Below are 25,339 nucleotides of genomic sequence, written 5' to 3'. Positions count from 1 at the left end.
TGATGCCGTTCCAGACGGAGCTGGTCGCGGACCTGATGGCGTTCCAGACGGTCATCACGACGGTCCGGACGGCGTTCAGGTAGGTGGTGAAAAGGGACTTGATCCCGTTCCACAGCCCGGCCAGGAACGAGGTGATCGCGTTCCAGACTTCGGCGGTCTTCTGCTTGATCCACTCCCAGGCGGCCGAGATGGCGGCCTTGATGGTGTCCCAGTTCGCCACTATGAGGGCGACCAGGGCGATCACTGCGGCGATGACCCACCCGATGGGACCCATCGCGATCACCCAGGCGGCCGCCATCCGTACGGCCTGCGCCATGGCCTGGACGCCCATCAGCACCCAACCGGCCGCCACCCGGGCGGCGGTGACCGCCATGGAGGCGACCATGCGGGCGGCCGAGGCGACGAAGGACGCGCTGGCGGCCGCCAGCGACAGGGCCATCCGGCCGGCGGCAGCGACGACCGAGACAGCGGCCCGACCGGCGGCCGCGGCAAGGCCCGCAAACCATACGGCCCCCGACCCGATCTTGGCGACAGCGGGGCCGATCTTGCCGATGCCGCTCACCAGGGTGCCGATCCCGGTGATCAGCGACCAGATCTTGCCGCCGAGGGCGCCGATGACGACAGACCAGGCCAGGAACTGCGTCACCGTGCCCTGGACGCCGGGCGGCAGGGACGTGATGATCCCCGCGATCGCGGTCAGCGGGCCGACCAGGATCGGCAGGATGCCGCCGAGTGCGGACGCGGTCTGACCGAGCGTCGCGAAGACATTCGCGATCTGCTGCTGCCCCTGGGTGCTGCTCGCCCAGGCGGACATGCGGGCCGTCAGCCGTTCGATCGTGGCCAGCAGTCCCGCGCCGTCGGCGTTGGCGCCCCGGAAGAACGAGGCCAGGAAGCCGCCGATGTTGGCGGCGATCCGGCCGAGCTGCGCCAAGGTGTCGCCGGCGCGCTTCACAATGCCGGCGAGCTTGGCCGCGCCGCGCTCGGAGGTGACGAACGCCGCGGCGGCCTTGATACCGCTGCTCGCCCAGGAGGCGAACCGCTTCACCAGCGGAAGGCCGGCGATGGCGAGCCGTGTCACGAGGGTGATCAGCGGGCCGATCGCGCCTTTGAAGGTGTTGAGCACCTGCGTGGTGCCGGAGAAGATCTTGCGCAGGTCGCCCTTGAACATCGGCGTCGACATGGTGGCCATGGCCTGCTTGGCCATGCCGTTCAAAGCGCCGGACACACCGACCATGCCGGTCTTCACGGTCGGCAGCAGGTTGCCGGCCATCGTGCGCAGCGACCCGGCCAGCCCTTGGAACAGGCGTTGCTGGACCGCCTGGCGGACCGGCTCGAAGGCGTCCTTGAGGCGGGCCGCCTCAAGGACGAACGCGCGGGCGCTTGGGGACAGATCCTTCATCGCCTCGGCGAGCTTTGTGGCGTCCCCCTCGGCGACGGCGCCCATGGCCTCGCCGACGCCGGACAATCCGACCTTGAGGGTGGCCGTGGCCGCCCGGGTTACCGCCATAGCGGCGGGCAGGGCGAGGATCGCCCCGGCCGCGGGGATCAGGGCCGCGACGAGCTGTGTCGCGGAGTTCGCGGCCAGGCCGATCGACGTGGCCAGCGCGGCGAACCGGACCGCCGATCCGGCGATGGCCGCCAGTCGCGCCAAGGGGCCCTCGTCGACCTTGGCGCGGATCGTGACCGCCCGATCCCGGGTGGCCTGCCCGATCTGGGCCTCGGCCCGGGTGGTGTCGAGGTTGACCCGGGTGTCGACGCTGCCGAGCTTGTCCTGCAAGGTCCGCTTGGCCGTCACCGCCTGCGCGGCGAGCCGCGCCGTGTCCAGCGCGGTGGGGATCTTGACCTCGAGCACCCGCTCCAGCCGCTCCAGCGACTTGACCAGCGCATCCTTGAATCGGCTGGTGTCGGGCATCACTCGCACCGAGACCCTGCCGACAACCCGGGACGACGTAGCCACAGCTCACCCCCCGGGGCATCGATCTATGCGGTTGTGGAGATGCGGTCAGCGCGACAGGTACGTGCGCTTGATGTCGGCCATCGTGGTCACCCGCCGCCGGCGTGCCTTGGGCCGCGGGTACGGCGCAACCTTCGGTGGTTTGCGCCGCCACCGGCCGGCCGCCTGCGTCAGGCGGCCGATCGCGTCATACAGGTCGGCCAGCACCATGGTCTGCCGGGTCCAGCCCCGCCATTCGGGGCCGCCGCGCATCGCGGCGGTCAGCGCCGAATCCTCGGGCAGTTCGCTGAGCAGGCCGATCAGCAGGCGGGGGGCGTAGGAGGTGCGTCCGGCGGCGACGTCGACCAGGTCGATTCCGTAGTGCCGCAGCAGGTCGGCGTGGACAGCCTCGCCGTACCGGTCTATGAGGTCGGCGAGGCCGAGGCTTCCCCCGGCTGGGTGGCCTTGGCGTATTCCTCGAAGATCTCCTGCATGGTGGCGAGGTCGTCGCCGACCGCGGCGAGCAGCCGGTCGGCGTCGGCTTTGGACGCCGCTACCAGCCGGACGATCTTCGGGAGTGCCGCTTCGGCGCTCTCGTCGGTGGCGTCTTCACCGTCGAGTTCCTTCTGCAGGGCGGTGAGTTTCGTGCGGGCCGTCTTCGGCATGCGCAAAGGGTTGAGGAGGGTGACGGACTGCCCGTCGCCCATGTCGATCACGAGGGGGCCGAACTTGCGGTCGGCCGCTTCTTTGATGTCTGCGAGGGTGATCTGCGGCATGCGGACCTCCAAGGGGGTACGGACCTTCAGGTGGAGACGGGCGGCGGCGGAGGTCCGCGCAACCGGCGCCGCCCGCGTTCAATGGGGTCAGCTCACGGTCACGGTCACGGCCGCGGTATCGGTCAGCGTCGCGTAGGTGGCCGTGATGGTCGCCGTGCCCGCGGCCACCCCGGTCACCAGGCCGGCCGCCGAAACGGTCGCGATCGCCGGGTTCGACGTCGACCAGGCCGCGGCGGCGGTGACGTTCCGGGTGGCGGTGTCGGGGTAGGTGGCGGTGGCGGCCAGCTGGCTGGTGGCGCCGATGACGACGCTCGGTGCCGCCGGGGTGACCTCCAGCGTCTGGGCGAGCAGGTCGCCCTTCGGGCTGATCTCGAACGGCCAGTTCTGGCCGGAGGTTCCCAGGATCGTGGCGCGCAGCGGCAGTCCGGCCAGTTCTTCTGCGTTGAACTCGATGTCGTCGGCCTGGGCAATCGACACGTTGGGGAAGTACATGCCGAGCTGCTCGATGCCGTCCTCGACGACGACCATCAGGGTGCCGGTGGTCTCGACTGGGTTCACCGGGACCCGGAAGTAGCGGCCGCTCATCGCACCGTTGGCGCCAAAGTACAGCTTGTAGCTCTGCTCGTCCCACTGCTGCGCCACGAACGTCACCGCCCGCACGCGCGGCGAGGTGACGTTGCGCAGGGACTTGTTCTGCCAGGTGCCCAGCGTGGTGGTCTCCCCGCCCTCACTGGTGAGGCCGAACGGATCCTCCAGCGCGGTGTGCCCGAAGTCGATCCACGGCGCGGGAGGAGCCAGCACGTTGGCCGGCTTGGCCGCCCCCTTGGCAGGGTTGAAGAAGAAATGGCCGATCGCCGGGACAACTGTGGCGTCATCGTCAAGCACAAAGACCTCCAGGGGTCACGGGTGATCAACAGGGGCGCGGACCTGGGGCCGGGCTGTCAGCGGGCAGGTCGTACGGCGAGCTCGACGGTGGCCTGGTAGCGGTAGACGCCGTCCGGGACGGTCTGGTCGGGCAGCAGCGTCGACATGGCCTGGTCGCGGAAGAAGGAGATGGAGCCGACGCCGGGCACGACGGTCTGCCGCCGCCAGGCCAGCACCAGCAGGGCCCGCGCGGACTCGACGAGGTTCTCGGCCTGCCGGTCGTTGGTGTCCCAGGTCTGCACGTCCACCAGCGGCCGGTCCAGGAACCGGGGGTCGATGGTGGCGCCGCCGGCGCGGCGGACCAGCACGAACGGATACGTCATCCGAGCGGGAATCAGCGTGCCGACCGTCACCCCGGGGTAGGCAGCGGCCAGCGGCGCCCGCAGCAACCCGAGCAGCAGGTCATGGACGCTGGGCAGCAGCCGTGGAGGCGGAGGCATCCTCCCTCCCTCCGTGCAGCGCCCCGCCGAGCTGGTCGATGACCTTCTCGACCGCCGAGCGGAACCGCGGGTGCCACTCGATGCCCTTGGTTTCCAGGTCGGCGCGGTAGGCGGCCAGCAGGCCGGCCACCCGATCGAGGGCCAGCTGGTCGGCAACGCGGTTCGCGGCCGTCTCGATCAGCAGCGCCTCGTGGCCGGCCAGCCGCTGGTAGGCCTCAGCGGCCGCGCGCCGGGCCTCATCACGCTCGCCCTCGGCGCGGGCGGCGGCGGCCGCCGCGCACACGTGATGCGCCGGATCGCGCCAGCAGTCCGGGGCATGCCCGCTCATTGCAGCCCTGCCGCCCGATGGATGACGTACAGGCCCTGGGAGGCGCCGACCTCGCGGCCGTCCTTGCGGGTGTAGGCGGCATGCCCGTACTCGATGCTGAGCGCGTTCGGGTCGACCAGGCTCACGACCGAGTCGACCCGGCCGCTGGTCACCTCGACCGCGGCGGCGCCGGTGTCCCGGTGTGCGGCGAGAAAGGCGCGGCCGCGGCCGCCGATCTCCTCGGCCTTCGCGCGCACTGCGGCCTTTACCCCCGGTTCCCGGGAGACGATCCGGTTGATGCCGGCGTAGACCTGGGCCATGTCAGGGTGCTCCTCTCGCGCGCAGCAGCGCGGTGATGTGGCGGGTGCGGGGGCTGCCGTTGGACTTCTGGGGTTCGCCGACGACGTCCCACTCCCGGCCGTCCCACACCACCCGCGCCCATGCCCCCAGCGGCGCGGACCGGGTGATGAGCCGGTAGGTGGTGGCCACCTGCTGGCCGGCGACGGCCGCCTCGTCGGAGGTGACCGGCTGCACCCGGCACCGCAGCGCGACCGGCACCGCCGACGGGCCGCGCACCTCGTTGCCGCGGTCGTCGGTAGTGGTGGTTTCCGGATAGATGAGGACCTCGTCGGGGCCGTCGTCGAGCAGGCTCACCGCGGCCCCCTCACCACGGCCCCCGCGGGCCAGCGTCGTACGGTCGGCCGCGGCGGTGCACCGGGCCTCTCCGCGGCGTGCCGATCGTGGGCGCGACGGTCCCGGCGCGGCGGGACCCGACGCCGAGCATCTCCCACTCCTCTTCCAGGATGCCGATCCGGCCGGAGGCCACCAGCGGCGATCGGCTGTAGGAGTAGTCGCCGTCGGTTTCGGAGTTGAAGCCCTCCGGGTTGCGCAGCACCCGCAGCACCGCCTCGGCCTCGACCATCACCACGACCTTGCGGTACTCGGCGTCGGCGACGCGCGCGTCCAGGTCGCGCACGCGACGGCGGATCCGCAGCTCGGCGTCACCCAGCCGCGTCGCCGCCAGGGCCTCCTGCTCGGCCGTGAGGGGCTTGTCGCTGCGCGCCCGCACGTCCTCCACGGTCGCGTACGCCACCGGTTCCCCTACTCCTCGTCCTGATCGACGAGCTCGACGAGCTCGGCTTTCGTGAGGCCTTCCAGCTCGGCCTCGGTACGGGCACCGAGGGACAGCACGTAGCGCGCCCACTCGTCCTTGGTCGCCCGCGGCGCCGGCCGGCTAGCCTCCGGCTCCCGCTCGGGGGCAGACGGCCCAGCCGGACGGACCCCAGAGGCGGCCTGTCCCGCGGCGGGCGGCCGGTCGACGGCGTCGGCGATGTGCGCCGGCACCCGGCCACCGACCCAGACGTCGGGGTTGGTGATGGCCTCCAGTGCCCAGATGGGCAGCGCCTCACCGGGCCCGAACACGCCGCTGCGCCCCTTGCTGCCGGGGCCGGGCAGTTCGATCACGTGCACGTAGGTCGTCAGGCTGTACGACATGGGGCAGCTCCCTCCGATCAGGCGACGTCGGCGACCAGCGTCAGGTCCGGGTTGGCCAGGATCGGCAGCCCTATCGCTGCGGCCTTGGTCCACACGGCGACCGGGTCCTTGGTGGAGTAGGCCCCGGCGACGATGCCCGCCTCCTCGCCGTCCTCGATCGCGTACTCCGGCTCGAGCGCCTCGGCGGTGGTGCCCCACAGCGTCGCGCCAAGCTCGCTGGAGTCGAAGTCGTCCGGGTCGACCGGCGCGGGCAGGAACAGCAGCCGGTCATCGGGGATGACCCGGGTTGCTGAGCCGTTCACCGACACCTGCGTGTCGTAGATGTGGACCGGCGGTAGTCCGTAGGCCTGCAGCACTGCGTTGATCGCGTCCCGGCTCACCACGCTGGGAGTGCCCGCGGTGGTGGCCACCAGCGCCCGCAGCTCAGCGTTGGCCATCATCAGCGACATCACCCGTCGGGAGGTGAGGATCGCGCCCGGGCCGGCGCCGTTGGTGGCGGTGTAGATGTCCAGCCACGCCAGCAGGTTGACCAGCGGCGTCGCAGCACCGGTGTTGGACCACAGCGTGGCCGGCGCCACCATGTGCGAGCCCTTGCGGCCGAAGTCGACCTCGGCGATCACGCCGTTCTCATCCAGCATGATCTTGCCGGAGTAGAGCGCCTCGCCGCGGGCCAGCTCCATGCGGGTGGCCACCGCCCGGGTCATGGTGCGGGCGTCGTCCAGGATCCGGCCGCGGACCTGCCCATCGGCCCGGCGCTGGCGCAGCCGGTCGTACTCCCCCAGCCGGATCTTCCGGCTGATGGGCGGCAGCTCCCCGGTCACCCGGGTCACGCCCTCACGCCTCCCGATCGGCGACTCAGCGTCGTAGGCGCGGAAGGTCGCGGCCTCGGCAAGGCCTTGGCCGCCGCGGACGAACCGGTACTGCAGATCGTCAATGGTCCTGTTCGGCAGCCAGCGCGCGAGCTGGAACTGGTTCACCGGCATGTCCGCCAGGGCGGCCCGCACGTATCCGGTCAGCTCGGCCGGCAGCGCGTAATCGGTGTTGAGCAGCATCTATGTCACTCCTCTCAGAAGAACGCGATCCGGCCGGCGACGTCGCTCTTACCCGCGGCGTCGACGGCGATCGGCAGCTTGGACTCGATGACGGCGCCATGCCACAGCAGCACGCCGGCGGCGTCGACGGCGCTGTTCGCCGGGGCCCGAACCGCGGTGAGCAGAAACCCGGCCAGCACCTCGCGGCCGTCGCCGACCGCCGACCCGCCGGCAGTGCCGGTGGTGACGGCGATGGCCGGAGCGGCACCACCGGTCAGCGAGCCGCTCGCGGCGCTCATCTGCGGCACGTTCTTGCCGGTGAAACGGCCGCCGAACGCAACCGCGACGGCGGTCCCCGGGTGCGGGCCCCCGGTGACGGCGACGTCGCCCGGCTCGACGTTGCTCAGCGCCTCCAGCGCGGCCTGCACCGCGGCGGCGCTGGCGTTGTAGGCGATCGCCGCGGTGGTCTCCCCGTCCAGCGTCAGCGTGTACGTGCCGCCGGTCGGGCCGCCCGTGATCGTGACGGTCTGCACCTCGTTGCTCCGGCCGGCGTACGGGCCGTACTTGCCCGTCGCGGTGATCCGCCCCAGGGGCAGGCCGGAGGGGAAGTGCCCGTCCGGGTAGTGGGTCCCGGGCGTGAACGTGCTGGTGTCCAGGGTGATGCTGCGCCCGGCGTCGGTACCGTGCGCGGACCCCAGCCAGGACTGGTCGTCCGTGGCCCAGGTCTCGGTCCTCATGCTGAGGTCCATGGCTCTCCTTGGGTCAGGTCTTCTTGTGGCGCTGCTGGTAGAGGTCGCGGCCCGCCGCCACGCTGCCGCCGGCGCCGCCCTTGCCAGTGCCGCGCCCCTGGGAGGGGTCCGGCGCCGGGAGGCGCGGCCCGCCCTGCTGACCGCCGCTTCCGGACTGGACCTTGCTCGCGAGCGTCTTTGCGCGCTCCTCAACCTCGGCCTCGGTGGTGCCGCCGAGGAACTGCAGCAGTTCCTCGTCCAGGCCGTGCTTGCGCGCGGCCCGCTCCTTCCAGAGCTCGACCTCCGTGGCGACCGCGCGAGTGGTGGCAGCCAGCAGCTCGTCCTCGCGCTTCTGCGCCTCGGTCTTCTGCGCTTCGGTGAGCTCGTCGAACTTGCCCGCCTTCGTCTTCAGGGCGTCGTAATCGGCGTACCTCGCCCGATCACGGGCGAGCCGTTCGGACACGATCCGGTCGACGTCGGCCTGCGTGAAAGTGCTGTTGCCCGGCGGCGGATTACTGCCGCCGTCGCCTGCGCCCGGGGTGCCGCCCGTCCCGCCGTCGCCGTCCTGGCCGCTGGCCGGGGTGCCTTCGCCGTTGCCGCCGAGCACCGGCCAGATCGGCCGGCCGTCGCGCATCATGCCGATGGCGAGAAGCCCGGTGCGGGGATGGGTGGGCAGGGCGCGTTTGATGATCATGAGTTTCTCCGTGAGCCCGTCGGCGTACTGTCCGGCCTGGTGCGCGGCCGTGGCGCTCCCCGCACTGGGCGGGTGGTCTATGGGGTCAAGCGGTGCGCGTCGGCTCACCGCCATAGGACTTTTTCCGCCACCACCACACGTGCGGGGACAGCAGGTCCACCTTGTACGCGCGGCGTTCGCCCTGGTCACCGTCGTCGCCCTCGTCGAGGTCGTACACAGCGGGCGGGAAGAACTCGGCACCGACCGGCTTGAGCATGACGCAGCCCTCGGGTAACACACTCGTCGAGGACACCACGGCCGGGGTGTGCTCGTAGTAGACGCGCCGACCGAGGAGCTGCTCGGCGGCGGGCTTCTCGTCCAACCAGTCGATCAACGAGTGGTCGAGAAGCTGCTCGATGATGCGGGGGATCGTCCGCAGGGTGGCGAGCGGGTCGGGGTGGATGAACCCTTCCCAGCACTGCTGGCGGTTCAACGCGAGCGTCCACTCGCCTCCGGCGCGGATCTCGTCACGGCCCTTCCAGTCGTTCACCTCCCGACGGTTCTCGGTGCGGAACGTGACGTCGATCTGGACACGGTGGCCTTGGAAGCGGGACCAGTGAGTGCCGTCGCCGAAGACGTCGGCCCACTGCCAGTGGCTCTCCCGGTTCAGCTCATCGGCGAGGCCATGCGCGACCCGGGCCTTGAGGGGCGCCTTGTGCCCGGTCTCCGGGTCCTTGCGGAATCCGATCTCAGCGAGGTGTGGCCGTCGGCTGAGGAACAGCTTCTCGGGCACGTAGCCGTTGTTGCGGTCTCGGTAGTCGGGCATGCGGCTCTCCTGGACGGGCGGGCTACGGTTTCATCTGGTCGGCGAATGGCCTGTGGAGTCAGGCGACGGCCGGCTCTTCAGCGGTCCGCCGCCTCTGGTCGTCGAGGTGGCGGCGCAGGCCCGACAAGGATCTGCCGGCCTCCTGCCAGGTGGCCTCGGCCGCCAGGTAGTCCTCACGGCCCGGCCAGGCTTTCCGGTCGAACACTGGTACGGCCAGGCAGTCGCACCGGTTGTGGTACGGCTCACCGCCGCCGTCGCGCAGCAGCGCCGCCGAGGCGTTCTTGTACACCGGGCCCCGGGAGACGAGCATCAGGCAGAACGCGCACGTGCTCACTCCCGTGGCGACGCGGGCGTAGCCGAGGGCTTCGGGATCGTGGCGGGCGGCATCCGCGACCGCCTCCCGGCCGGCGTCGGCCACGTGCCGCTCCACCACCGCGGCCGCCTCGGTGATGATGACGCGCGGCACCTCCTGCCCCTCGGGCAGGGCCTCCAGGCGCGAGCGGACGCCGCGCTCCAGCGCTACAGCGAGGGCCTCAGGTCGGTAGTTGCGGCGCGGGAACTCCACCGGCCCCGCGGCCGCGCCCTGAGCTACGCGCTGGTCGCGGTAGAAGCGCTCGGCCAGCCGGTGGGCGTCGGTCCGCGACCGGTACACCAGCGGGTACAGGGCATCGGTGACTGCCTTCCACTGGCCCGGTGACGGGCGGGCGGGCATCAGGCCCAGCAGCGGCAGCACCAGGGCCAGCAGTTGCTGGGCGGCCGAGCGGCGGGCGGCCCGGTACTCCTGCGGCGTCATTCGCCCTCGCCCTCGTTATCCGGGTCCTTCGGGTCGGGGTTGCCGGCGCCGGGGGCGGTCTTGTCGGCGTTGGCCTCCAGGTAGCGCACGGCCGGGTCATCGCTGTTGAGGCGGCGCAGCCGGCGCCGGTACTCCGGACCCCAGCCCATCTGCTCCCAGGCCGCCTCCAGCGGCAGGATGCCGGCAGCGTGCAGCTTGACCACGGCATCGGCCTTGGCCGCGAACGTGGGCGTGGCCGCATCGCGCCAGACCGTCTCCAACCGGATCGCTTCGTTCGGGTCCCGGCCGGTGACTGCCAGGCCGCGGCGCATGACCTGCTCCCACGGCCCGGACCGGGTTCGCGCCGCCCGCTCGGCCTTCTTGATCAAGCGGGCCTCCCCGGCGCGGATCGCGTCCGCGCTGGCGGGGTTCTCGGAGGTGAGGCCGAAGTAGTGGGCGGGCAGGCCGGTCACCGACGCGCCCGCGCGGGCGTACCACTCCAGCACGGTCGTGAAGTTGCGCAAGTCCGCGGCCGAGAACTGACCGGCCTTCGCCTCATGGTTCCCCAAGGTCAGGAACCGTCCCAGGTAGGCCTCCCACGCGGTGAGCACCTTGCCGTCCTGGTCGCGGAAGTCCTCCTCGGTGGCTCCCAGCACGTAGCGCTGCGGGACCGCCAGCAGCTCCTGGGCCCCCTGCAAGTTCGTCAGCGTCCGGCACGCGGCATCGGTCAGGCCCATGATGTCGCGCATCTCGGTGTATCCGTCGCGGTACTGGGCCCGGGGCCGGTTGGGCATCGGCACGACCAGGTTCAGCCCCAGCTTGTGGTCGTCAATGTAGTCGACCTCCCAGCCGTCGCGGCGCCGGTAGTGCACCGTACGGTTGTTCAGATACAGGGTCGCGTGCGTCGGCTTGCGCCGGCGCCCGTCCTCGTCGACGTCGCCGTACAGGCGGGCCGCGGCCTCCACGGTGCGACTCCGCGGGTCGGTGGCCGTGGCCATGTACCGGGGCGACTCGACCGTGATCACCGGCGCCGCGTCTCCGCCGGCGTCGTCCGGCGTCCCGACGCATACGAACGCCTTGCTGGCGATGAACGACTCCAGGTGAGCCGACCCGCTCTCCTCGTCCAGGTCGTTGGCCTGCCACCAGTCCCACATCCGATCATCAGTCCGGGCCGATCCGCCGAGCCGGAACCCTTCAACATCGAGCCGCTCTTCCAGCGCGTCGACATACATGCCGGGCCAGTTGACGACCGTCTGCAGCGCGGCGAGCTCGGGCGGCAGGGCCAGGCCGAGCGCCTGCAGGCGCAGGTCGCCCTCGTAGTAGGCGTCCAGCTCGTCTAGGCGCCGCTGACGCTTCTGGATACGGCGAATCAGCGTCCGCAGGATCGCGTCGTCAGGCTGACTCAGGTCGATGTTCACCGCAGCACCACCACCCTTCCGTTCCTCTTGCGGCGCCGACGAGACTCGGGCAGGGCCAGGTAGTCCTTGCGGGCCAGGCGGGCGATGACGGCCGTCACCGCGCCGTCGATCTTGTTACGGGAATGGCGGCTCTCTTTCCCGATGCCGACGCCGTAGTTGTTCGGCCGTCGGCGGGCGTTGAGCACGTGGCGCCGTAGCCGCGGGTCGGCGTCGTGGGTCAGGTCGCCGGCGACCACCGCGGCGTGCGTCGCTTCGCACTCCTCGGTGAACCGGCGCAGCACCGCGGCCCGTTCCTTGCCCGGTGCGCCCGTGGTGGTGTCCTGGGTGGATCGCATGTCGAAGCGGACAGCGTTCTTGGGGTTGGAGCGCACGCACACCCTGGCGCCGTACTTCTCACCCCACTGGTCGACGTAGGAAAGCAGCGGGCCGGGCTCGGCATAGAACGCCACGACGTCGAGCTTGTCGAAGGCCCGGGCGACCGAGGCGTCGAGCTCGCGGCGGGGAACCTCCCAGTCCTCGGCCTCGGGCCCGTCCGGCGGCTCCCAGACATCCCACACGAACAAGCACCCGTCGGAGATGCGGCACACGACAATCGCTGTGGCGTCGCCGGACTTGGACAGGTCGGCGGCGAGCGCCACCTGGTCGCCGTCGGCGAGTGTCTTGGACGGGTCCGCGCAGGCGTCCCACTGTGCAGATTTCAGCCAGGCGTCCTTCGACGCCGTCGGCCGGTTCATGTACTTGCGCTCGGAGTCGTCGGGCTCGCTGGAGGGGTCCCAGATCCGTTCGATGATGAACGATCTGTTGACCCACCAGCAGTCGTCGTAGACGAAGTCCAGCGCCCGGCGCAGCGATGCCTCGTCAGTCATGTCGGTGTCCGGCGGTGCGATCCGCGCGTCGTACAAGATCTTCGTCTTGCCGCGGGTCTTGCCTTCCTCCTGCGCCAGCCACGCCAGGTAGGAGGCCTCGGCGACGCTGCCGCGCTCGGGCTTCCAGGCGTTGCAGGTCTCCAGCATCCGGCTGCCGCTTTTGGCCAGGTTGTCAGCCAGGGTGTTGTAGAACTCCGGGCCGCCGTTGCTCGGAGTCCAGTGCTCGGTTTCGTCACCGACGATGAACGTCGCCTCGCCACCCTCAGCGGAGACGGTCGAGGAGGTGAGCACCCCCAGGGACCCCTCGGGCTGCATGTAGTACTGCGTCTTGCCCGGATCGAGGTTGAAGTCGCGCACCAGCCGACTGCCCTTCGGCGCCAGGGCCCGGATCATGCGCATGGTGTTCTCGGTCTGCGACTCCGCAGTGGCCGCAATCTGCACCAGCGGCATCGTCACGCGGCGGCCGCGCACCCCGCCGGGCATCTGCGGGTCCCAGTCGTCCAGCCGTACCGGCGCGGTCAGCTCACCCAGCCCGAACAGACCGGCGAACGGGCTCTTGCCGGACCCCTTGGCCAGACGCCGTACCGCCCGGTGAAACAGCCAGGCGCCGTTCTCGTCGAGGGCGTAGAACCACAGCGTGAACCGCAGCTGAGAGTCGACGAACTGCCAACGCTTCCCAGCGCGCGGACCGTTGGGATGGCGCATGTACTTGCTCGCCCAGCGGATCATCTCCCAGCCCAGGGTCAGCCGCGGCAGACCCTCAGGCATGGTGACGAGGCGGCTATCCGGAGAGACGCGCTTGGTAGGCATCGAGCGCGACCACCGCGGCCTCTTCGTCCTCGTCGCTTTCGCCGCCGCGCTGCAGCTCCACCCGCATCCGCCGGCGTGCTCCCTCGGTGGTCAGCAGCTCGGTCGCACCGCCCGCCCACGCGGCGATCATCTGCGCCGAGACGCGGCTGCGCTTCCGCAACTCCCGCGACAGCAGCTCGGCCCACACCTTGGCGGTCGCCCAATCGCTCGCCTCGTAGAACGTTGACTGCCCGGACTCGGCGAGCGAGGCGTACCACTCCTTCGCCAGCGCGTGCCAGCGCGGGTTCGCGGCAGGGATCGCCACCGTCTTCCCCGCCGGCGCCGTGGTGACCTCGCCCCGGGCTGCGTCCGCCGGTTTGTTCGTCCGTCTGCGCTGGTCAGACCGCTTGGGGACCGGTCCTCGCTCGCCCATCGCTCACCTCCAGCGGCCGTTACGATGCGTAGTCGCGGGCCGTGCTCGCCGGGGTTCGCGGCCCCGAAAACCCGTAGCGGGTGGCAGCGGCTATGACGCAGCGGGGACCCTACCCCCAGGGGGGCGGGGCGCCCCCCTGGGGTCGTCACGTTGTGTCATCGGCATCGCGGTAGCCCGTCGCGTCGACTTCGTTCGCCGCCGCGATCATTCCTCTTCGTGTGATCCAGTCGGTGCCCTCAGATGTGCGACTGATCAGGGTCACGCCACCGTCCGGTTTGTGGATCTTCGCGATGAGGATGAGGTCGGAGACAAGGTCTCCATCACTGAGGTCGAGGGTGATGCCGAGGCTTTGCATGATGCGGCTGATGTCACTACCCGCCACGTGCACCTCCCTTCAGTGCAGGCCCGGATGCGGTTCGGGTGGCCGGTTGCTCGGGATGCGTCGTGCTGCAGCTGCTCGCCCCCCCTGGCCTCCGCTCTTCAGGAGGTGATGCCAGGAACACTTAGCAGCGAGGTTCTCCAAACGGTGGTCGTTCGGGTCTCCCAGGTGGTCGACATCGGTCGCGCGCCGCGTGCAGCGCGTCTCATCGGGTCGGGTGTGCGTACAGCGGTGGCCGTCACGCTCCAGGACGGCCGGCCGGATGACCGCTGCCCAGCCGGACGGCAGTCTGGCGCGCCGTGAGCTGCCTTTCCATCCGGGCATCAGGCACCTCCTGCTACGTGATGGGGACTTGCCCCGCCCAGAGCACGGGCCGCTCCACGGGGCCGGTGACACGTACCCATGCGTCGTAGGTGCCGTCAGCCAGGACCACCTCTCCGCCGGGGCCGATGAGGATCCGGGCGTCGGCGCCTTTGGCGGTGACGCTATCGGCGTCCCAGGCGGCAGGGTGCCAGTCGCCGGTGACCGGCTCGGCCCCGGGGTTAACGAACGCGACCTCCACGGGCTCGGTGCCGCGCGCACCCTCCACCCAGATGTACAGGTACGGCCTGGACAGGGACGAGATCGGGTCCATGTGTCCTTCCTCTACATCCGGGGTGAGCCGGCAGACCAGCGGGTGCGGGGTGAGACGGCACTCCAGGCGATACGGGGTGGGCAGGCCTTCATGGGCCGGGGCTGGTACTGCAGGCCTGTGATCGGTAGCGCGAGGTCGACCTCGGCGACTTGGCCGAGGCCAGCGGCGCGGACCGGCCGCGCGATGTCGACCTCAGCAGCCGGGCCGACGACGCGGACCTTCCGCTGGATGACCGGTTGGACGAGGTCGAGCTCGGGAGCCGGGCTGAGCAGCCGGGCCTTCTGGGCGTTGATCGGCCGCGCGGTACCAGTCTCGGCGGCCTGGCCGATGAGGCGCACTTTCCGGCCGGTGATCGGCCGCGCGAGGTCGGTCTCGGCGGCGGGCCGGACGGTGGAGCGCCCGCGGATCGGCTCGGCGCGATCGATCTCGATGGCCTGGCCGAGCAGGCGGACCTTCTGGGTGGCAATCAGCTGCGCGAGGTCGGTCTCGATGGCCTGGCCGAGCAGGCGCACTTTCCGGCCGCTGATCGGCTGGGCGAGGTCGAGCTCGGCGGCCGGTCGGACGGGGGTTCCGCTCTTCGGGAGGATCTCGTAGGCGGCATCGGCCTCAGCGGCCTGGCCGAGCAGCCGGGCCTTGAGCACGCGGACCGGTTGGGCGGTATCGGTCTCGGCAGCCTGGCCGACGAAGCGGACCTTACGCCGCGTGACGGGCCGCGCGAGGTCGGCTTCGAGGGCCTGGCCGATGAGGCGCACTTTCCGGCCGGTGACGGGCTGGGCGGTATCGGTCTCTCCCCCGCGGCGGACGTAGGGAGCCGGGCCGAGTTTGAAGCCGGCAACGGCGGGGTTGTCCAGGTGCCAGTAGCCGCCGGCGTCCCGCTGCAGATGGAACTCGGCGGCTGAAGGTTTCCCGCCCGGCCACGTCAGGGTCGCCGAGCTGAGGTACTCGGTTTCTACGGTGGAGTCGGCATCGAAGTACTGCCATAACTCGACGGTGCCGGAGCCGCCCGCGTTGATCGTGTAGCGCAGCTCGACACGAATCCACTGCCCCAGCGGAACGACCTGGGTAGTGATAATGGCCTGCGTCGACGAGTAGTCGACGAATACCGCGATCTGCCCGGCGGGAAAGAGCCATACAGCCGAGACAAAGACGTTACCGCTACCAAGCAGCACAAAGACACGCTGCACCCCGGCCGGATATCCCACCACGTACATGTACAGCCGGGCGCAGAAAACGTCTCCGGACTGGGCGACGCCGATCCAGTCCAGGTGGGTGTCGACGCCGGCGGTGGGGTTGACCACAGACAGGCCGGAAGGGCCAGCGGCTCGCAAGTTGCTGTACTGCGGTGAAGCGACGACGCTGTCGAACGGGTTGCCGCTGCTGCCGGAGTTCGCCGTGGTGATCGCTGCACCATGGGTGCCGCCGTTGAAGGTATTGCGCCTGATCGGATCCGGCGCGGTGAACGACAGGTCATCGATATAGGCGGCGTCCTCGCCGGCGACTTGCGAGCTGTCCTTGGTGTAGCGGAAGGTGACCTGGGAGGCTCCGACGACATTGATCTCGGCCGATTGGGTCCAGGCTACGGTGCCCGACGTCTCCAGCACCGTGGAGGCGCCGACGAGCACCCGGAAGAAGTCAAAACCGCTCTCGCTGCTGACGCGGTACCAGAACCGCATAGTCGTAGCGCCGGCGGGAACGGTGATCGTCGCATCCGTGGTTGCGCCGTGGTCGATTGTGCCGGATTTGAAGCACCAACTGCCGGCGCGGGGGGTGACGGTGGACCGGGCCCAGGTGCCCGTGATGGGGAAGGCGTAGCCGGCGTCTTCGAAGTCCTCGGCGATGATCGCCATTACGCCGGTGGGCTCGCGCGGTAGAACCCGGCGGCGTTGATCTGCGCGACGATGTCACTGCCGCTGGGGACTTCGGGGAAGTCGTGCGCGGTCAGCGGGATGACGGCGTTGTCGGCCGAGCCGGTCGCGGGTCGGTAGCAGATGAGCAGTTTCGCCCAGGCTCCCGGTGACGTTTGGACGGCGGTCCACGTCTGATCGGGGATATCCAAGTCCGTGCGGTCGTTGACGTCGTCGGGGGCGTACGCCGCCAGGTCGGCTGCGGCCAGCACCTTGCGGGCGTAGCCCACGTTGGTGGCCTCGTTGGTGGTGCCGGCCACGACGTCGGCCAGCGTGTCTTTGTCTCGCAGGACCGCGTCGGTTTCGACGCCGGTCGCGGCCAGGGCGACCACCAGTAGGGCGGAGTTTGCAGGGTCGCTGTTCTTGACCCGCCAGTAGAGCTCGGCAACGCGCCCCAATGCGATATTGAACGTGAAGTCGGCCACGTGGTCCTCCAGTAATGCTCGGACGGTCTGCCAGTCGGCGGTGGACCGGGGACGGGCGAGGTTCCCATCCCTGATCGCCCTCCCTAGCGGGAGTCCCTCATATGCGAAAAGCCCGCACTCCGCGGGCCTTCTTGTTTCAGCTGATCACGAGCCTCGGCGCTGGTCGGCACAGGCAGCCCGAGGTGGATCTGGCGGGCGATCGTAGCGAGGTCGTGCCAGTCATACCAGGCCAGATGCCCGTGTTTCAGAAGGCGCCGAGCTCTGTAGCGGGAGGCCCAGGTGCGCACGGTGCGGGGCAGGCGGCCAAGGCGTTCTGCGGCCTGGTTGATGGTGATCGGCTCGCTGCTGTGCATACCCGGTCACCCCCAGACATGCGAAAGCCCTCGAGGGACATGTCCTTGCGAGGGCTGCATTTTGGGATGGCGATTCCACCATCAGGAGCCATTGATACATACTGATCGACTCCTTGTCCAGCGAAGCAACGTGGCGCTCAAGCCCGCCGTGTGGAGTCGTCATCGCCTTCCGCGACAGAAACCATGCGACGGGCATGGGTGCGGGCACGGCGCGCTTGCTGGGAGAGGAGGTCGCGGTAGCCAGCGGCGTCGTAGTCGTTGCCGCACCCCTGGCATGTCGCCCCCGCGTGGACACCATCGATGAGCACTTCGTACAGCTCGGGCCATCCGCAGAAGCCACACATGACGCCGTGGAGATGGCGTGCCGACGGGAGGGTGTCCCCGAGGAGCACCCGGCATCGGCGGGCGAGGTCAAGAATCTCCAGCCCGGCGTCAGCACCGGAAAGGTCGACGAGGTCACCGTTTCGAGTCATCGGCTCATTGGGGAGGGCGAGCAGCGCATCCAGATGCGAGGCGAGCGTTTCAGTGGCCTGGACGAGAGCGACGCCATCTCGTCGGAGTCGCGCGGCGCCGGTGTCCAATGGGGTGAGGCGTGCCACGGTGCGCACCCGTTCCTCCCAGGAAACCAGAGTGTCGAGCATGAGTCGCAGGAGTTCGTCGGCGCCGAGGGAGATGAGCGCTGGGGGTGTTTTGGAGATTGAGATTCGGGGTCCGCTTGCGAGGGCCGGAAGGGTCTGTTCCATGTGCTGGTGTACGTGGACGTAGAGCGCGGGGATGGCTGTGAGGGTGTTGGCGACGGCGGTGCGGTCGGCGTCGCATAGGGGGCGTGGTGTCAGTGCCGGGCGCCGGTTGGTTCGGCCGGTCGGATCGGTGTCGATCCTGGGGGCTGAGCAGCGTTCAGCGCGGGCGCATTCGCGTAGACCGTTGCTCACGCTACTTTTCCGGGTTGTTGCGCAAGACGTGGACGCGTTGGGCCCCGACGATCGGCGCGTCGTCGGGGCCGCGCCAGTGCGGGTCGATCCATCGGGGGCGGTGGATCTGTCGCGAGGGGTACCACTGGTTGCGCCAGAAGCCTCGGACCGGGAACCGCACGCCGAGCGTGCGCCTTTCGCCCTGCTCTTCGGGCGTGGTCGTGTCGGCATGGTCGGTCGCCTGATCCGGAACGTCCGGGCCGGTCGTGTAGCGGCGAGGGCGTGCGTCCAGGATGCGGATGTCCCCTGTGGGATGCCCAGCACGCTCCAACTGCCGGCGAAGGCCTCGCCGGATAGGTTGGGAACGCTGGTAGACCAGCGGCTGGCGCATCAGTAGCAGCGTGGTGAGCAGGTGTTTGGCCCAGTGGGAGGTGTAGCCCGGACTGTCGGATTCGCGGAGCTGCTCTTCCACGGTGGACCCGCTGGGGAGAGCCGCGTAGGCGATGGCGCACTCATTGTCAGGCACTAGGCGGGCGTGATTGCCCCTGATGCTGTCGCGTGTTCGGGGCTCCAGGATGCGATCGAGTATGAGCGACAGGTCGGTGTAGAAGCTCATGAGGACTCCGCCGCGCGCCCAGCTGCCGCCGGCGTCGAAGGGCCCCCAGGTGGCGGCGACTATTCGGATGTCTTCGTAAGGTTGGTCGCGGTAGTCAAGCGTGATCTTGCCGTCGACGAGCAGCGCTGAGGTGTGCTCAGGGCGCCGGAATTCCACGAGCGGAGCTCCGAAGACGATCAGCCCTGTCTGGTGTGGGAAGTCATCGGGGGCTGGCGCGAAGGCCGGCATCGACTTGGCCGCGGCGCGGATGATGGCGGTCATCTCGGGGGTGACGTAGTACAGCTCGGCGTCGGCGACGGCCCGCTGCTCATGCTCGACGAGCATCCGCGCGTAGGCACGCATCGTGCCGGGGTGGCCGTCGAGGTCGGGGCGTCCGATCATGCTTCCCGCGTGGCGTGACATGTTGGCGTGGAAGGTGAGGCCGCGGCCGTCGCGGAGCCAGCCGTGGAGATCACGGCGGAGCGCTGGGACGTCGTCGGGCCGGAACGCGGCGTCCTCGTCAGGGCCGGCAGGTGTCGTTGAGCTCTTGCGCATCACTCGTGATCTCCATCTCGGGCTATGGCCTTGCGCGCGGCGAGGTATTCGGCGGTGGGTGCCGTGCCGGCGCGGCGGGCACGCTGGTCGCGGTGGTTCGGGACGAGCTCTTGCGGTCGCGCGGCCGGGTCGACCAGAAGCCGGGCCATACCGACAAGGACCTGGGGCCAGGTCAATCCGGCTGAGTGGGCGGCAAGGATGACGGCTTGGACCTCGTCGTACGGCCAGTCGCTGCGTACAGCGGTAGCGAGGTCCAGGAGTTCAGGGACCGCACGGGCGACGGTATGGGCGGATTCAGTCACGTGCTCCCCCTGGCGAGCGCGGCGGCACGGATGACGATCTGGCTGGGAGAAGCGTCATCGCCGAGCGCCTGGCGGGCGGCGGCCAGATGGGCGCCGCCAAGGTCGGGGAGCTGCGCGAGCATGTCGCGGGCATCCTCGTACACGGCAGGGTCCGGGCCACTGGCTTGGGCGAGGGCAGCGAGTACTCCGGCGGAGTGGCGCTCGGCGGGAGGCCGGCCACCTTCAGCCGGGTTCCCTTCCACATCAGCGTCGTACGGAGAAGTATTTGCGTGGTGGCTAGGTCTATGGCTAGGTGTATGGCTAGGTGGGCGGCAGGAGATGCCGGTGGTTCTGTCGTCAGTTGCCGGTGGTTCGTGCATAAGCTGCCGGTGGTTACCATCGGGTAGCCCCTCTTCGGTGCCCGTTTTGGGGTGGTTTGCCGGAGGGGTTTCCGGCGGGTAACCACCGGCATCTCCTGCCGGTGCCAGGGGGTTATCCACAGGACCACCGGCACCTGTTGCCGGTGGTTCGGAGTTATCCACAGGCTGACCACCGGCATCTCCTGCCGGTGGTTCCGTCCGCTTCCGCCGCGTCCGGGGCGCGGGCCGCGCCTGCTCCGCGCCGCCCTTGGTGATCTTGCGACGCTTCGGGTCCCACATCGCTACCCGCGATTCCAGATCGTCGGGGAAGGTCAACTGGTACTCGTCGGCCATGTCCCGCAGCCCCGTCGCCGAGGCCTCGAACGTGCGGAAGACCAGGCCGACGCGGCGCAGCTTCGCCAGCGCCTCGCGCACCGTCCGCTGGCCCAAGTCAGTGTCTTTGGACAGCAGCGCCACGCCTGGTCGCACGTCAGCGCCGTTGGGGCTGGAGTAGTTCGCCATGGCGAGCGCTACCAGCTTCGCCGCGCTCCCGAGAAGACAGCGGGCCACGATCGTCCGCCAGGTGAGGGGATCGATCGGTTCCAGGCCCTCTGGTAGTGCCATGGGTCCTCTCGGTAGCGGTCTAGAGCGGCGAAGGTGAGATCAGTCGTCAGGGGTGGTGCCATTCCCCGAGAGGCGTTTGACGCGGGGAGGTCTCGTTGTCCGGGTCGTCAGCGGGCCATGTGCGCCGGCCCGCCGTATGACCTGTTAGGCCCTGCGGCTGGGTAGCGTGCTGGCCAGCTGGACTACGGGGCTCAGAACGGCTCACTGTCATCGCTTGGCAGCGGTTCCAACTCCCACCGGTTGACCGGTGCCGGGCGGCGCCGGCGGGCAACGGCGCGGGCGGTTTCCTCATCGGTCGGGGTGATCGCGTAGACGCTGGAAGGGGCGTAGAACTGCGTGACGGGAGGAGCGTCGCCTGCAGCGGGGACCTCCAGGCGAAGGAACGCCATGCCGGCAATCTGCTGCTCGGTGAGGTGTCCGCCTAGGACACGGTGGCCGAGGAGTTCAAGAATGACCCAGTCATTGATGGTGTCGCTCATGTGTTCCTCTCAGGTCGGGGACGGTCGACGAGCCCCGGAAAGGGCGTATGCGAAGGACGGGCATCAGTCGGTTTCGGCAAGCCACGCCTTGAGACGTTGTTCAGTGCGTTCCGACAGGCGCCCTGAAGCCAGCCCGTGGAGCGTTGATGCAGGGAGAGGAATCTCCCTGGCGGCTTGACGCCAGGACTGTCCGCGCTGCTGCAAGCGAGCACGCACGGTCGCGTGCAACGCCACCGCAGCGACGGCTTTCGCTGGATTGGGTGCGGCCGCTTCCACGTGGGAGGATTCGATGCCGGTGGCAGGCGTGCCCTGGAGCCAGGCAGCGACCTGCTCTCGGGAGCGCTCGGATCCCTGTCCCTTGAGGAGGTTATGGAGCGCCTTACGGCCGATGCCGATCTGATCGGCGACCTGCTGGAGCGTCAGATTCCGGTCGCGGCGTTTCGCCTCAACGAGAACGGCCAATCCGATCGGCTTGGCTTGCACAACGCGGCCGCCTTCCACCTGCCACCCGTGCTTGTCGACCAACTTCCTCACTGCGCCGGCAGGCCATCCTGTGCGGCGTTCGGCGTCGGCGATCGTGCAGCCGGACTTCAGTAAGGCCAGCACTTGGCCGGGCGTGGCATTCACGGTCACGTGTGATCTCCCGCGCTGGTCCCAGGTACTCCAATAGCTGGGAGTTCGGGTGATCGACTGTTGAGAAATAGTTCGTCAGGCCACCGCCCGACGAGTGCCTCGACGTTGTGAGCACCGCATCTGCACCGGCGGAGCACGAGCGTCAATTGCGCGGTCAGCAGCGTCCGGCGCTCCACCGCGATAGCCGTCCAGCGGTGGCGGTGGAATAGGGCCAACCGCATCGCTACGTACCAATCGGTGCGGACCGGATCACTGCGCCCAGTTCCGACGTGGCGTCGGAACCCTCTGCCTCGACCGGTTGCAGCCAGAACTCGGTGACGCGTCTCAGCGCAGCGCCGACACTCCTGTAGACGGCGCCGACAGTGACGTCCGAGCTGATGGCAACTCGCAAACTCGATGCGTCGATGTGCGCGCGAGCGTGGTCAGCGACCTTGTCCGCCAGCTCTTGGATGTTGGCGGCGGCGATGCGCAGTGGTGGTACGGCAAGTTGGCCGACTCGCCGGAAAGTGACCAGATAGGACCGGGGGGTCAGGCCGTCGAGTTCTCCGAGCTCCTCGAGCGTGAAGCAGCCGGCCGGATGCTCGCCTGCGTAGATGGTCCCTGCCATCGCAACGAGGTCGACGGCGGTCTGAACGTCCTCCGACAGCAGGTGAGGGCGCGCGTGGGCGGTGATTCGGTCGGCCAATTCCTCGGGACCGTTCGCCGTGGTGTGCTGGGGGGCGACGTCGTGTTCACGGCCGATCCTGTCGTAGACGACCCGGTAACGCGTTGCAGTCGCGGTCATGGAAGCTCCATGGCAAGAAGGGGACATGGTGCAGGGACAGGGGCGGGAGTGGGTGGGGCGGGGCTGTCCACGCCACAATCAGCAAGAAGGAAAACCAGCGCTCCCAGAGCCATCCCGAGCAGCACGGCGAAGGGCCAGACAGCGTGCGTCGCGATGTCGTCCCGATTGACGCCTTCTCCGGCGGACCGGGGCAACGTAGCGGAGCTGGAGTGGTCGGCCGCGTTCACTCAGGTCTCCCGTTCAAGCTGAACGGCGGCGGCCCGAGAGGGTCGTCTGTATCGACGTCGTGAAGGTCGTGGAGATGGACGATGCGGGTAAGGGTCTGCTGCGGTGGCCGGGCCAGGCGCCTTCGATCGCGTGCACGATCGATCAGCACCGTGACGATCAGAAGCAGGGTGACCAAGAGGACGACGCAGACCACGATGCCGCCAACGAAAGCCAGGACATCCATGATGATCGTCACGACTGCGCCTGTCCGCACCGGGCAGCGGGGCGAAGGCCGGCCGCATGCCGGTGTCGATTGAAGATCCTTCGCCGCGATAAGGCCGGGCGGCCAGCGGCCGGCCGGCGGCAACCCACAGCCTGCCGCCGCCTGGCACGGTACGGCCGCAAGGTCACGCCGCGCCAGAAAACACGGACCTTGCAGCGAGCCCATGCCTGGCCACGTACGGCGTCGTTTCTGAAGGCCGCGATGATCCGGCGGCGCAGCAGCGGACGCAGGGCAAGGTGCTGAGCGATAAGCGCTGAGAGCAGCGCGGCGAACTGGATCAGATCCGTCATGGCACCGGTTGACCCTCTGGCATCACAGCGTCACCGCCCATGCCCGGATACGGATCGCGCCGAGGCGGCGCCATGGCGCGACGGGCAGTCGTGAAGTCGATTAGCGCCCGCCACTCGTCGGCTACGCGCCGGGCCTGCACCGCCATCTGGTCGTATTGCTCAGCGCGCTCCTGGTGCTGGCGGGCGATCTGCCGTTCCATGCCGCCCTGCGCTGCGTAGTTGTCGGCGAACCGGTTGGCTTCCACCAGGCACTTCTCTAAGTGCTCGACGGTGTCACCGCGAAACGCGGGCATTTCGGGGCTGTTGTGATCCATGGACATGGGGTCTCCAACGGGAGGTCGTGGAAAGTCTCGCCGTACTGTCGACATCACGAGAACGAGAGGCTCCACCGGGCGGCAAGCCGCAATGCAGCGTTCGCAACCGGTCAGCCGCTTCAGACCGCTGGCCCTCTCCCCCTTCTGGGCGACCAGAACCAGCGGGTACCGACCAGGGCACGGTCAGGTGGTCGGCAGACCAAGCAGTTTGCGCAGCTCCGCAGTGGGGATCATCAGCCTCTTTCCAGCGCGCACCACGGGGACTTCGCCACGGTGTGCGGCTCCATAAGCGGACGCTCGGGAGAGGCCCAGGATTGCGCCCATCTCGGGCACCGTGAGGACGGGCTGCACCTCGGCCTTGGGCACGGCGCGAACGGGGGTAAAGGTCCTCTTCTTACGGGCCATTGGCGATCACCTTCTTCTGTACTGCGGGCTTCTCACGAAGGAGAACTTCCAGGTCGACCTTGAGGTGCGAGGCGAGCCTGCACGCGAGGGCGAGGGACAGTGACGTCTTGCTCTCCCGCTCGACCTTCGAGAGGTAGGAGGGGGTGATCTCAATCTGTTTTGAAAGGGCCGTGATGGTCAGCCCGCGAGCACGTCGCCATGCACGAATGCTGGGCCCGTTGTGGCGAACTGTCTCTACAGGCGGCATGCGGGACACGCTATGACTGGAGTCATATTGAGTCAATTAATGCGACTAAACTGTTAGGACTCAAATACTGCCATTCGGACTTGCTTACCTCTGTACCCGCGATGCCGGTAACCTGCGTTGATATGGAGCCGTAGGGAGCCTTGACGGGGTCCTATCGCGTCCAAGATGATCGCGGCGTCGACCTGCGCGCACAGCCATGGCTGCACAGACCAGCGACAAGGAGGGTGGCGACGTGCCCTGGAACTCAGAGGACTGGGAGCGCCTGGGAGGACTGCTGGTCGCAAGACGGGTCGACCTGCGCTCCGCGTGGAGCAATCGGCGCCAGTTCGCGGACGACACCATGCTGGACTACCGCGTCGTCTACGACATCGAGAAACACCGTCGACAAAACTTCTCCCCGGCCACGTGCCGACGCCTGGAGAAGGCGTATGGATTGCGGCATGGAGCGATTAAGGCCGTCCTCGATGGGGCCGTCCTCGATGGCTGGGTTGACGAAGGTCCGCCCATAGACGGCATTGACAAGATTGACCAGCTCGATACGCGAATCGTCAAAGACGGTGAATTCGAGGTGTTCTTGGCGTCGGCGGCCGCCGCAATCACGCAGCTCTCGCCCGAGCAGCGCGAGGAGGCGGAGCGGACCACGATCAGGCTGCTGAGAGGCATGCTGAGGGACATGGGCGCCGATATCTGACGCTCCCCGCAGCACCAATAGCGGATAGCAACACCCTTGATCGTGACCGTTTCGTGACGTTGGTCCGGTGTGGGTCATGTTGACCTTGGACTGCCGGTGGCCACAGGATGCATTTCCCGGGGTCGTCCATTTGCCCATTGGTAGGTGCGGATTGGCAATTGACACAAAGGATCTCGTGGTGGCAGTGGCTGAGACCCAGGAACTCCCAGACCACGAGTTCTTCGCGTGGGAGCGTGCCGGCAGATTTTTGGCCATCGTGCACGCTCCCGGATATGACCGCCGGATCATCGCGGCCGCCGCCGCCACGCAGTTCGACCCGGACGACGTCGTCCACATCCGTACAGCGCTCGGGCTCCAGCCGATCGGGGCTGTCGACTCGGCCCGCGCTGCTCTTCTGAAGCGGATCTAGCTCCACGGCATCAAGATCGCCGGTGCCCCCATGTGGGGGCACGCGGCGTAATAAACAGTGCCGCTGTGTCCTTCTGAGGCTTGTTGTGTCTCGGCACTGCCAGCTACGATGCCGTTTAAGCAGATCACAGCGTTGCAGGGGTCGGTTTCGAATCCCACACCCTCCGC

Annotated in this window: 36 protein-coding genes; 2 read left to right on the top strand and 34 right to left on the bottom strand. The window is 68.9% G+C overall.

The features are described 5' to 3' along the window. The 34 genes from BLQ73_RS28945 to BLQ73_RS28780 all read right to left on the bottom strand — a co-directional run. The coding region (locus BLQ73_RS28945) for a phage tail protein (RefSeq protein WP_093175658.1) at positions 1 to 1,912 on the bottom strand (1,912 nt) is incomplete at its 3' end. 90 nt (positions 1,913 to 2,002) lie between these two features. Then, positions 2,003 to 2,164, bottom strand: coding sequence for a hypothetical protein (locus BLQ73_RS32900; RefSeq protein ID WP_176955745.1), 162 nt, complete (start codon positions 2,162 to 2,164; stop codon positions 2,003 to 2,005). A gap of 191 nt (positions 2,165 to 2,355) precedes the next feature. Continuing rightward, positions 2,356 to 2,709 carry a phage tail assembly protein gene (locus BLQ73_RS28935; RefSeq protein ID WP_093175653.1) on the bottom strand — a complete coding sequence of 118 codons (354 nt, stop codon included), beginning with the start codon at positions 2,707 to 2,709 and terminating at the stop codon, positions 2,356 to 2,358. Positions 2,710 to 2,796: 87 nt separating this feature from the next. Further along, positions 2,797 to 3,594 carry an Ig-like domain-containing protein gene (locus BLQ73_RS28930; RefSeq protein ID WP_093175650.1) on the bottom strand — a complete coding sequence of 266 codons (798 nt, stop codon included), beginning with the start codon at positions 3,592 to 3,594 and terminating at the stop codon, positions 2,797 to 2,799. A gap of 56 nt (positions 3,595 to 3,650) precedes the next feature. Continuing rightward, the gene (locus BLQ73_RS28925) at positions 3,651 to 4,073 is read right to left on the bottom strand and encodes a hypothetical protein (RefSeq protein ID WP_093175648.1); all 423 of its coding nucleotides are present in this window, start codon (positions 4,071 to 4,073) and stop codon (positions 3,651 to 3,653) included. Continuing rightward, positions 4,036 to 4,401 carry a hypothetical protein gene (locus BLQ73_RS28920; protein WP_143020495.1) on the bottom strand — a complete coding sequence of 122 codons (366 nt, stop codon included), beginning with the start codon at positions 4,399 to 4,401 and terminating at the stop codon, positions 4,036 to 4,038. Before BLQ73_RS28920 ends, BLQ73_RS28925 begins: the two co-directional genes overlap by 38 nt. After that, the gene (locus tag BLQ73_RS28915) at positions 4,398 to 4,700 is read right to left on the bottom strand and encodes a DUF5403 family protein (protein ID WP_093175643.1); all 303 of its coding nucleotides are present in this window, start codon (positions 4,698 to 4,700) and stop codon (positions 4,398 to 4,400) included. Before BLQ73_RS28915 ends, BLQ73_RS28920 begins: the two co-directional genes overlap by 4 nt. Position 4,701: 1 nt before the next feature. After that, positions 4,702 to 5,034, bottom strand: a complete 333-nt coding sequence (locus BLQ73_RS28910) for a phage head completion protein (protein WP_093175640.1) — start codon at positions 5,032 to 5,034, stop codon at positions 4,702 to 4,704. Positions 5,035 to 5,044: 10 nt separating this feature from the next. After that, positions 5,045 to 5,473, bottom strand: coding sequence for a Gp19/Gp15/Gp42 family protein (locus BLQ73_RS28905; protein ID WP_093175637.1), 429 nt, complete (start codon positions 5,471 to 5,473; stop codon positions 5,045 to 5,047). Between the two features lie 8 nt (positions 5,474 to 5,481). Then, positions 5,482 to 5,874, bottom strand: coding sequence for a hypothetical protein (locus BLQ73_RS28900; protein WP_093175635.1), 393 nt, complete (start codon positions 5,872 to 5,874; stop codon positions 5,482 to 5,484). A 17-nt stretch (positions 5,875 to 5,891) separates the two neighbouring features. Beyond that, positions 5,892 to 6,926, bottom strand: coding sequence for a major capsid protein (locus BLQ73_RS28895; RefSeq protein ID WP_093175632.1), 1,035 nt, complete (start codon positions 6,924 to 6,926; stop codon positions 5,892 to 5,894). A gap of 14 nt (positions 6,927 to 6,940) precedes the next feature. Continuing rightward, positions 6,941 to 7,654 carry a hypothetical protein gene (locus BLQ73_RS33610; RefSeq protein ID WP_218126069.1) on the bottom strand — a complete coding sequence of 238 codons (714 nt, stop codon included), beginning with the start codon at positions 7,652 to 7,654 and terminating at the stop codon, positions 6,941 to 6,943. Between the two features lie 13 nt (positions 7,655 to 7,667). Next, complete coding sequence (locus BLQ73_RS28885) at positions 7,668 to 8,435, bottom strand: DUF4355 domain-containing protein (protein WP_176955744.1); 768 nt, start codon at positions 8,433 to 8,435, stop codon at positions 7,668 to 7,670. Beyond that, on the bottom strand, positions 8,413 to 9,132 hold the full coding sequence (locus BLQ73_RS28880; RefSeq protein ID WP_093175627.1) for a hypothetical protein: 720 nt from the start codon (positions 9,130 to 9,132) through the stop codon (positions 8,413 to 8,415). Before BLQ73_RS28880 ends, BLQ73_RS28885 begins: the two co-directional genes overlap by 23 nt. Before the next feature lie 58 nt (positions 9,133 to 9,190). Then, positions 9,191 to 9,925 carry a VG15 protein gene (locus tag BLQ73_RS28875; RefSeq protein ID WP_093175625.1) on the bottom strand — a complete coding sequence of 245 codons (735 nt, stop codon included), beginning with the start codon at positions 9,923 to 9,925 and terminating at the stop codon, positions 9,191 to 9,193. Continuing rightward, complete coding sequence (locus tag BLQ73_RS28870) at positions 9,922 to 11,322, bottom strand: phage portal protein (RefSeq protein WP_245691533.1); 1,401 nt, start codon at positions 11,320 to 11,322, stop codon at positions 9,922 to 9,924. The genes BLQ73_RS28875 and BLQ73_RS28870 overlap by 4 nt, the downstream gene beginning before the upstream one ends. Further along, on the bottom strand, positions 11,319 to 12,956 hold the full coding sequence (locus BLQ73_RS28865; RefSeq protein WP_218126068.1) for a terminase large subunit: 1,638 nt from the start codon (positions 12,954 to 12,956) through the stop codon (positions 11,319 to 11,321). The genes BLQ73_RS28870 and BLQ73_RS28865 overlap by 4 nt, the downstream gene beginning before the upstream one ends. 13 nt (positions 12,957 to 12,969) lie before the next feature. Further along, positions 12,970 to 13,410, bottom strand: a complete 441-nt coding sequence (locus BLQ73_RS28860) for a phage terminase small subunit (RefSeq protein WP_093175619.1) — start codon at positions 13,408 to 13,410, stop codon at positions 12,970 to 12,972. A gap of 145 nt (positions 13,411 to 13,555) precedes the next feature. Then, the gene (locus BLQ73_RS28855; protein ID WP_143020494.1) at positions 13,556 to 13,792 is read right to left on the bottom strand and encodes a hypothetical protein; all 237 of its coding nucleotides are present in this window, start codon (positions 13,790 to 13,792) and stop codon (positions 13,556 to 13,558) included. 334 nt (positions 13,793 to 14,126) lie between these two features. After that, entirely contained in the window at positions 14,127 to 14,423 is a 297-nt protein-coding gene (locus tag BLQ73_RS28845; protein WP_093175612.1) for a hypothetical protein, read from the bottom strand. Positions 14,424 to 14,434: 11 nt separating this feature from the next. Then, positions 14,435 to 16,270 carry a hypothetical protein gene (locus BLQ73_RS28840; RefSeq protein ID WP_093175609.1) on the bottom strand — a complete coding sequence of 612 codons (1,836 nt, stop codon included), beginning with the start codon at positions 16,268 to 16,270 and terminating at the stop codon, positions 14,435 to 14,437. Next, on the bottom strand, positions 16,270 to 16,752 hold the full coding sequence (locus tag BLQ73_RS28835; RefSeq protein WP_093175607.1) for a hypothetical protein: 483 nt from the start codon (positions 16,750 to 16,752) through the stop codon (positions 16,270 to 16,272). The genes BLQ73_RS28840 and BLQ73_RS28835 overlap by 1 nt, the downstream gene beginning before the upstream one ends. An 83-nt stretch (positions 16,753 to 16,835) precedes the next feature. Continuing rightward, positions 16,836 to 17,105, bottom strand: a complete 270-nt coding sequence (locus BLQ73_RS28830; protein WP_093175604.1) for a hypothetical protein — start codon at positions 17,103 to 17,105, stop codon at positions 16,836 to 16,838. Between the two features lie 137 nt (positions 17,106 to 17,242). Continuing rightward, complete coding sequence (locus BLQ73_RS28825) at positions 17,243 to 18,037, bottom strand: hypothetical protein (protein WP_093175603.1); 795 nt, start codon at positions 18,035 to 18,037, stop codon at positions 17,243 to 17,245. Between the two features lies 1 nt (position 18,038). Beyond that, positions 18,039 to 19,166 (bottom strand): hypothetical protein, encoded by a 1,128-nt coding sequence (locus BLQ73_RS28820; protein ID WP_093175600.1) that lies wholly within the window; start codon positions 19,164 to 19,166, stop codon positions 18,039 to 18,041. Beyond that, positions 19,166 to 19,468, bottom strand: a complete 303-nt coding sequence (locus BLQ73_RS28815) for a hypothetical protein (protein WP_093175598.1) — start codon at positions 19,466 to 19,468, stop codon at positions 19,166 to 19,168. Before BLQ73_RS28815 ends, BLQ73_RS28820 begins: the two co-directional genes overlap by 1 nt. Beyond that, positions 19,465 to 20,430, bottom strand: a complete 966-nt coding sequence (locus BLQ73_RS31820; protein WP_143020493.1) for a hypothetical protein — start codon at positions 20,428 to 20,430, stop codon at positions 19,465 to 19,467. Before BLQ73_RS31820 ends, BLQ73_RS28815 begins: the two co-directional genes overlap by 4 nt. Before the next feature lie 191 nt (positions 20,431 to 20,621). Continuing rightward, positions 20,622 to 20,909, bottom strand: coding sequence for a hypothetical protein (locus BLQ73_RS28810; RefSeq protein WP_093175595.1), 288 nt, complete (start codon positions 20,907 to 20,909; stop codon positions 20,622 to 20,624). Positions 20,910 to 20,972: 63 nt separating this feature from the next. Further along, complete coding sequence (locus tag BLQ73_RS28805) at positions 20,973 to 21,542, bottom strand: helix-turn-helix domain-containing protein (RefSeq protein WP_093175593.1); 570 nt, start codon at positions 21,540 to 21,542, stop codon at positions 20,973 to 20,975. A gap of 223 nt (positions 21,543 to 21,765) precedes the next feature. Then, positions 21,766 to 22,326, bottom strand: coding sequence for a hypothetical protein (locus tag BLQ73_RS28800; protein WP_093175590.1), 561 nt, complete (start codon positions 22,324 to 22,326; stop codon positions 21,766 to 21,768). 223 nt (positions 22,327 to 22,549) lie between these two features. Continuing rightward, positions 22,550 to 22,789 carry a hypothetical protein gene (locus BLQ73_RS33605; RefSeq protein WP_093175588.1) on the bottom strand — a complete coding sequence of 80 codons (240 nt, stop codon included), beginning with the start codon at positions 22,787 to 22,789 and terminating at the stop codon, positions 22,550 to 22,552. A gap of 313 nt (positions 22,790 to 23,102) precedes the next feature. Beyond that, positions 23,103 to 23,426 (bottom strand): hypothetical protein, encoded by a 324-nt coding sequence (locus BLQ73_RS28790; protein WP_093175585.1) that lies wholly within the window; start codon positions 23,424 to 23,426, stop codon positions 23,103 to 23,105. Positions 23,427 to 23,603: 177 nt separating this feature from the next. Beyond that, positions 23,604 to 23,825: a helix-turn-helix domain-containing protein gene (locus tag BLQ73_RS28785; RefSeq protein ID WP_093175583.1), complete on the bottom strand. Its 222-nt coding sequence runs from the start codon at positions 23,823 to 23,825 to the stop codon at positions 23,604 to 23,606. Continuing rightward, on the bottom strand, positions 23,815 to 24,072 hold the full coding sequence (locus BLQ73_RS28780) for a helix-turn-helix domain-containing protein (RefSeq protein ID WP_093175580.1): 258 nt from the start codon (positions 24,070 to 24,072) through the stop codon (positions 23,815 to 23,817). The genes BLQ73_RS28785 and BLQ73_RS28780 overlap by 11 nt, the downstream gene beginning before the upstream one ends. A 196-nt stretch (positions 24,073 to 24,268) precedes the next feature. Here BLQ73_RS28780 and BLQ73_RS28775 point away from each other — a divergent pair, with 196 nt between their 5' ends. Both BLQ73_RS28775 and BLQ73_RS28770 read left to right on the top strand, forming a co-directional pair. Further along, the gene (locus tag BLQ73_RS28775) at positions 24,269 to 24,763 is read left to right on the top strand and encodes a hypothetical protein (RefSeq protein WP_093175578.1); all 495 of its coding nucleotides are present in this window, start codon (positions 24,269 to 24,271) and stop codon (positions 24,761 to 24,763) included. 178 nt (positions 24,764 to 24,941) lie between these two features. Further along, the gene (locus BLQ73_RS28770) at positions 24,942 to 25,172 is read left to right on the top strand and encodes a hypothetical protein (protein ID WP_143020491.1); all 231 of its coding nucleotides are present in this window, start codon (positions 24,942 to 24,944) and stop codon (positions 25,170 to 25,172) included. Positions 25,173 to 25,339: the final 167 nt, after the last annotated feature.

It is taken from the genome of Sinosporangium album, from assembly GCF_900100605.1.
GTDB lineage: Bacteria > Actinomycetota > Actinomycetes > Streptosporangiales > Streptosporangiaceae > Sinosporangium > Sinosporangium album.
Note: the sequence above shows the minus strand (reverse complement) of the source record. Positions and strands in the feature narration are given on the sequence as shown.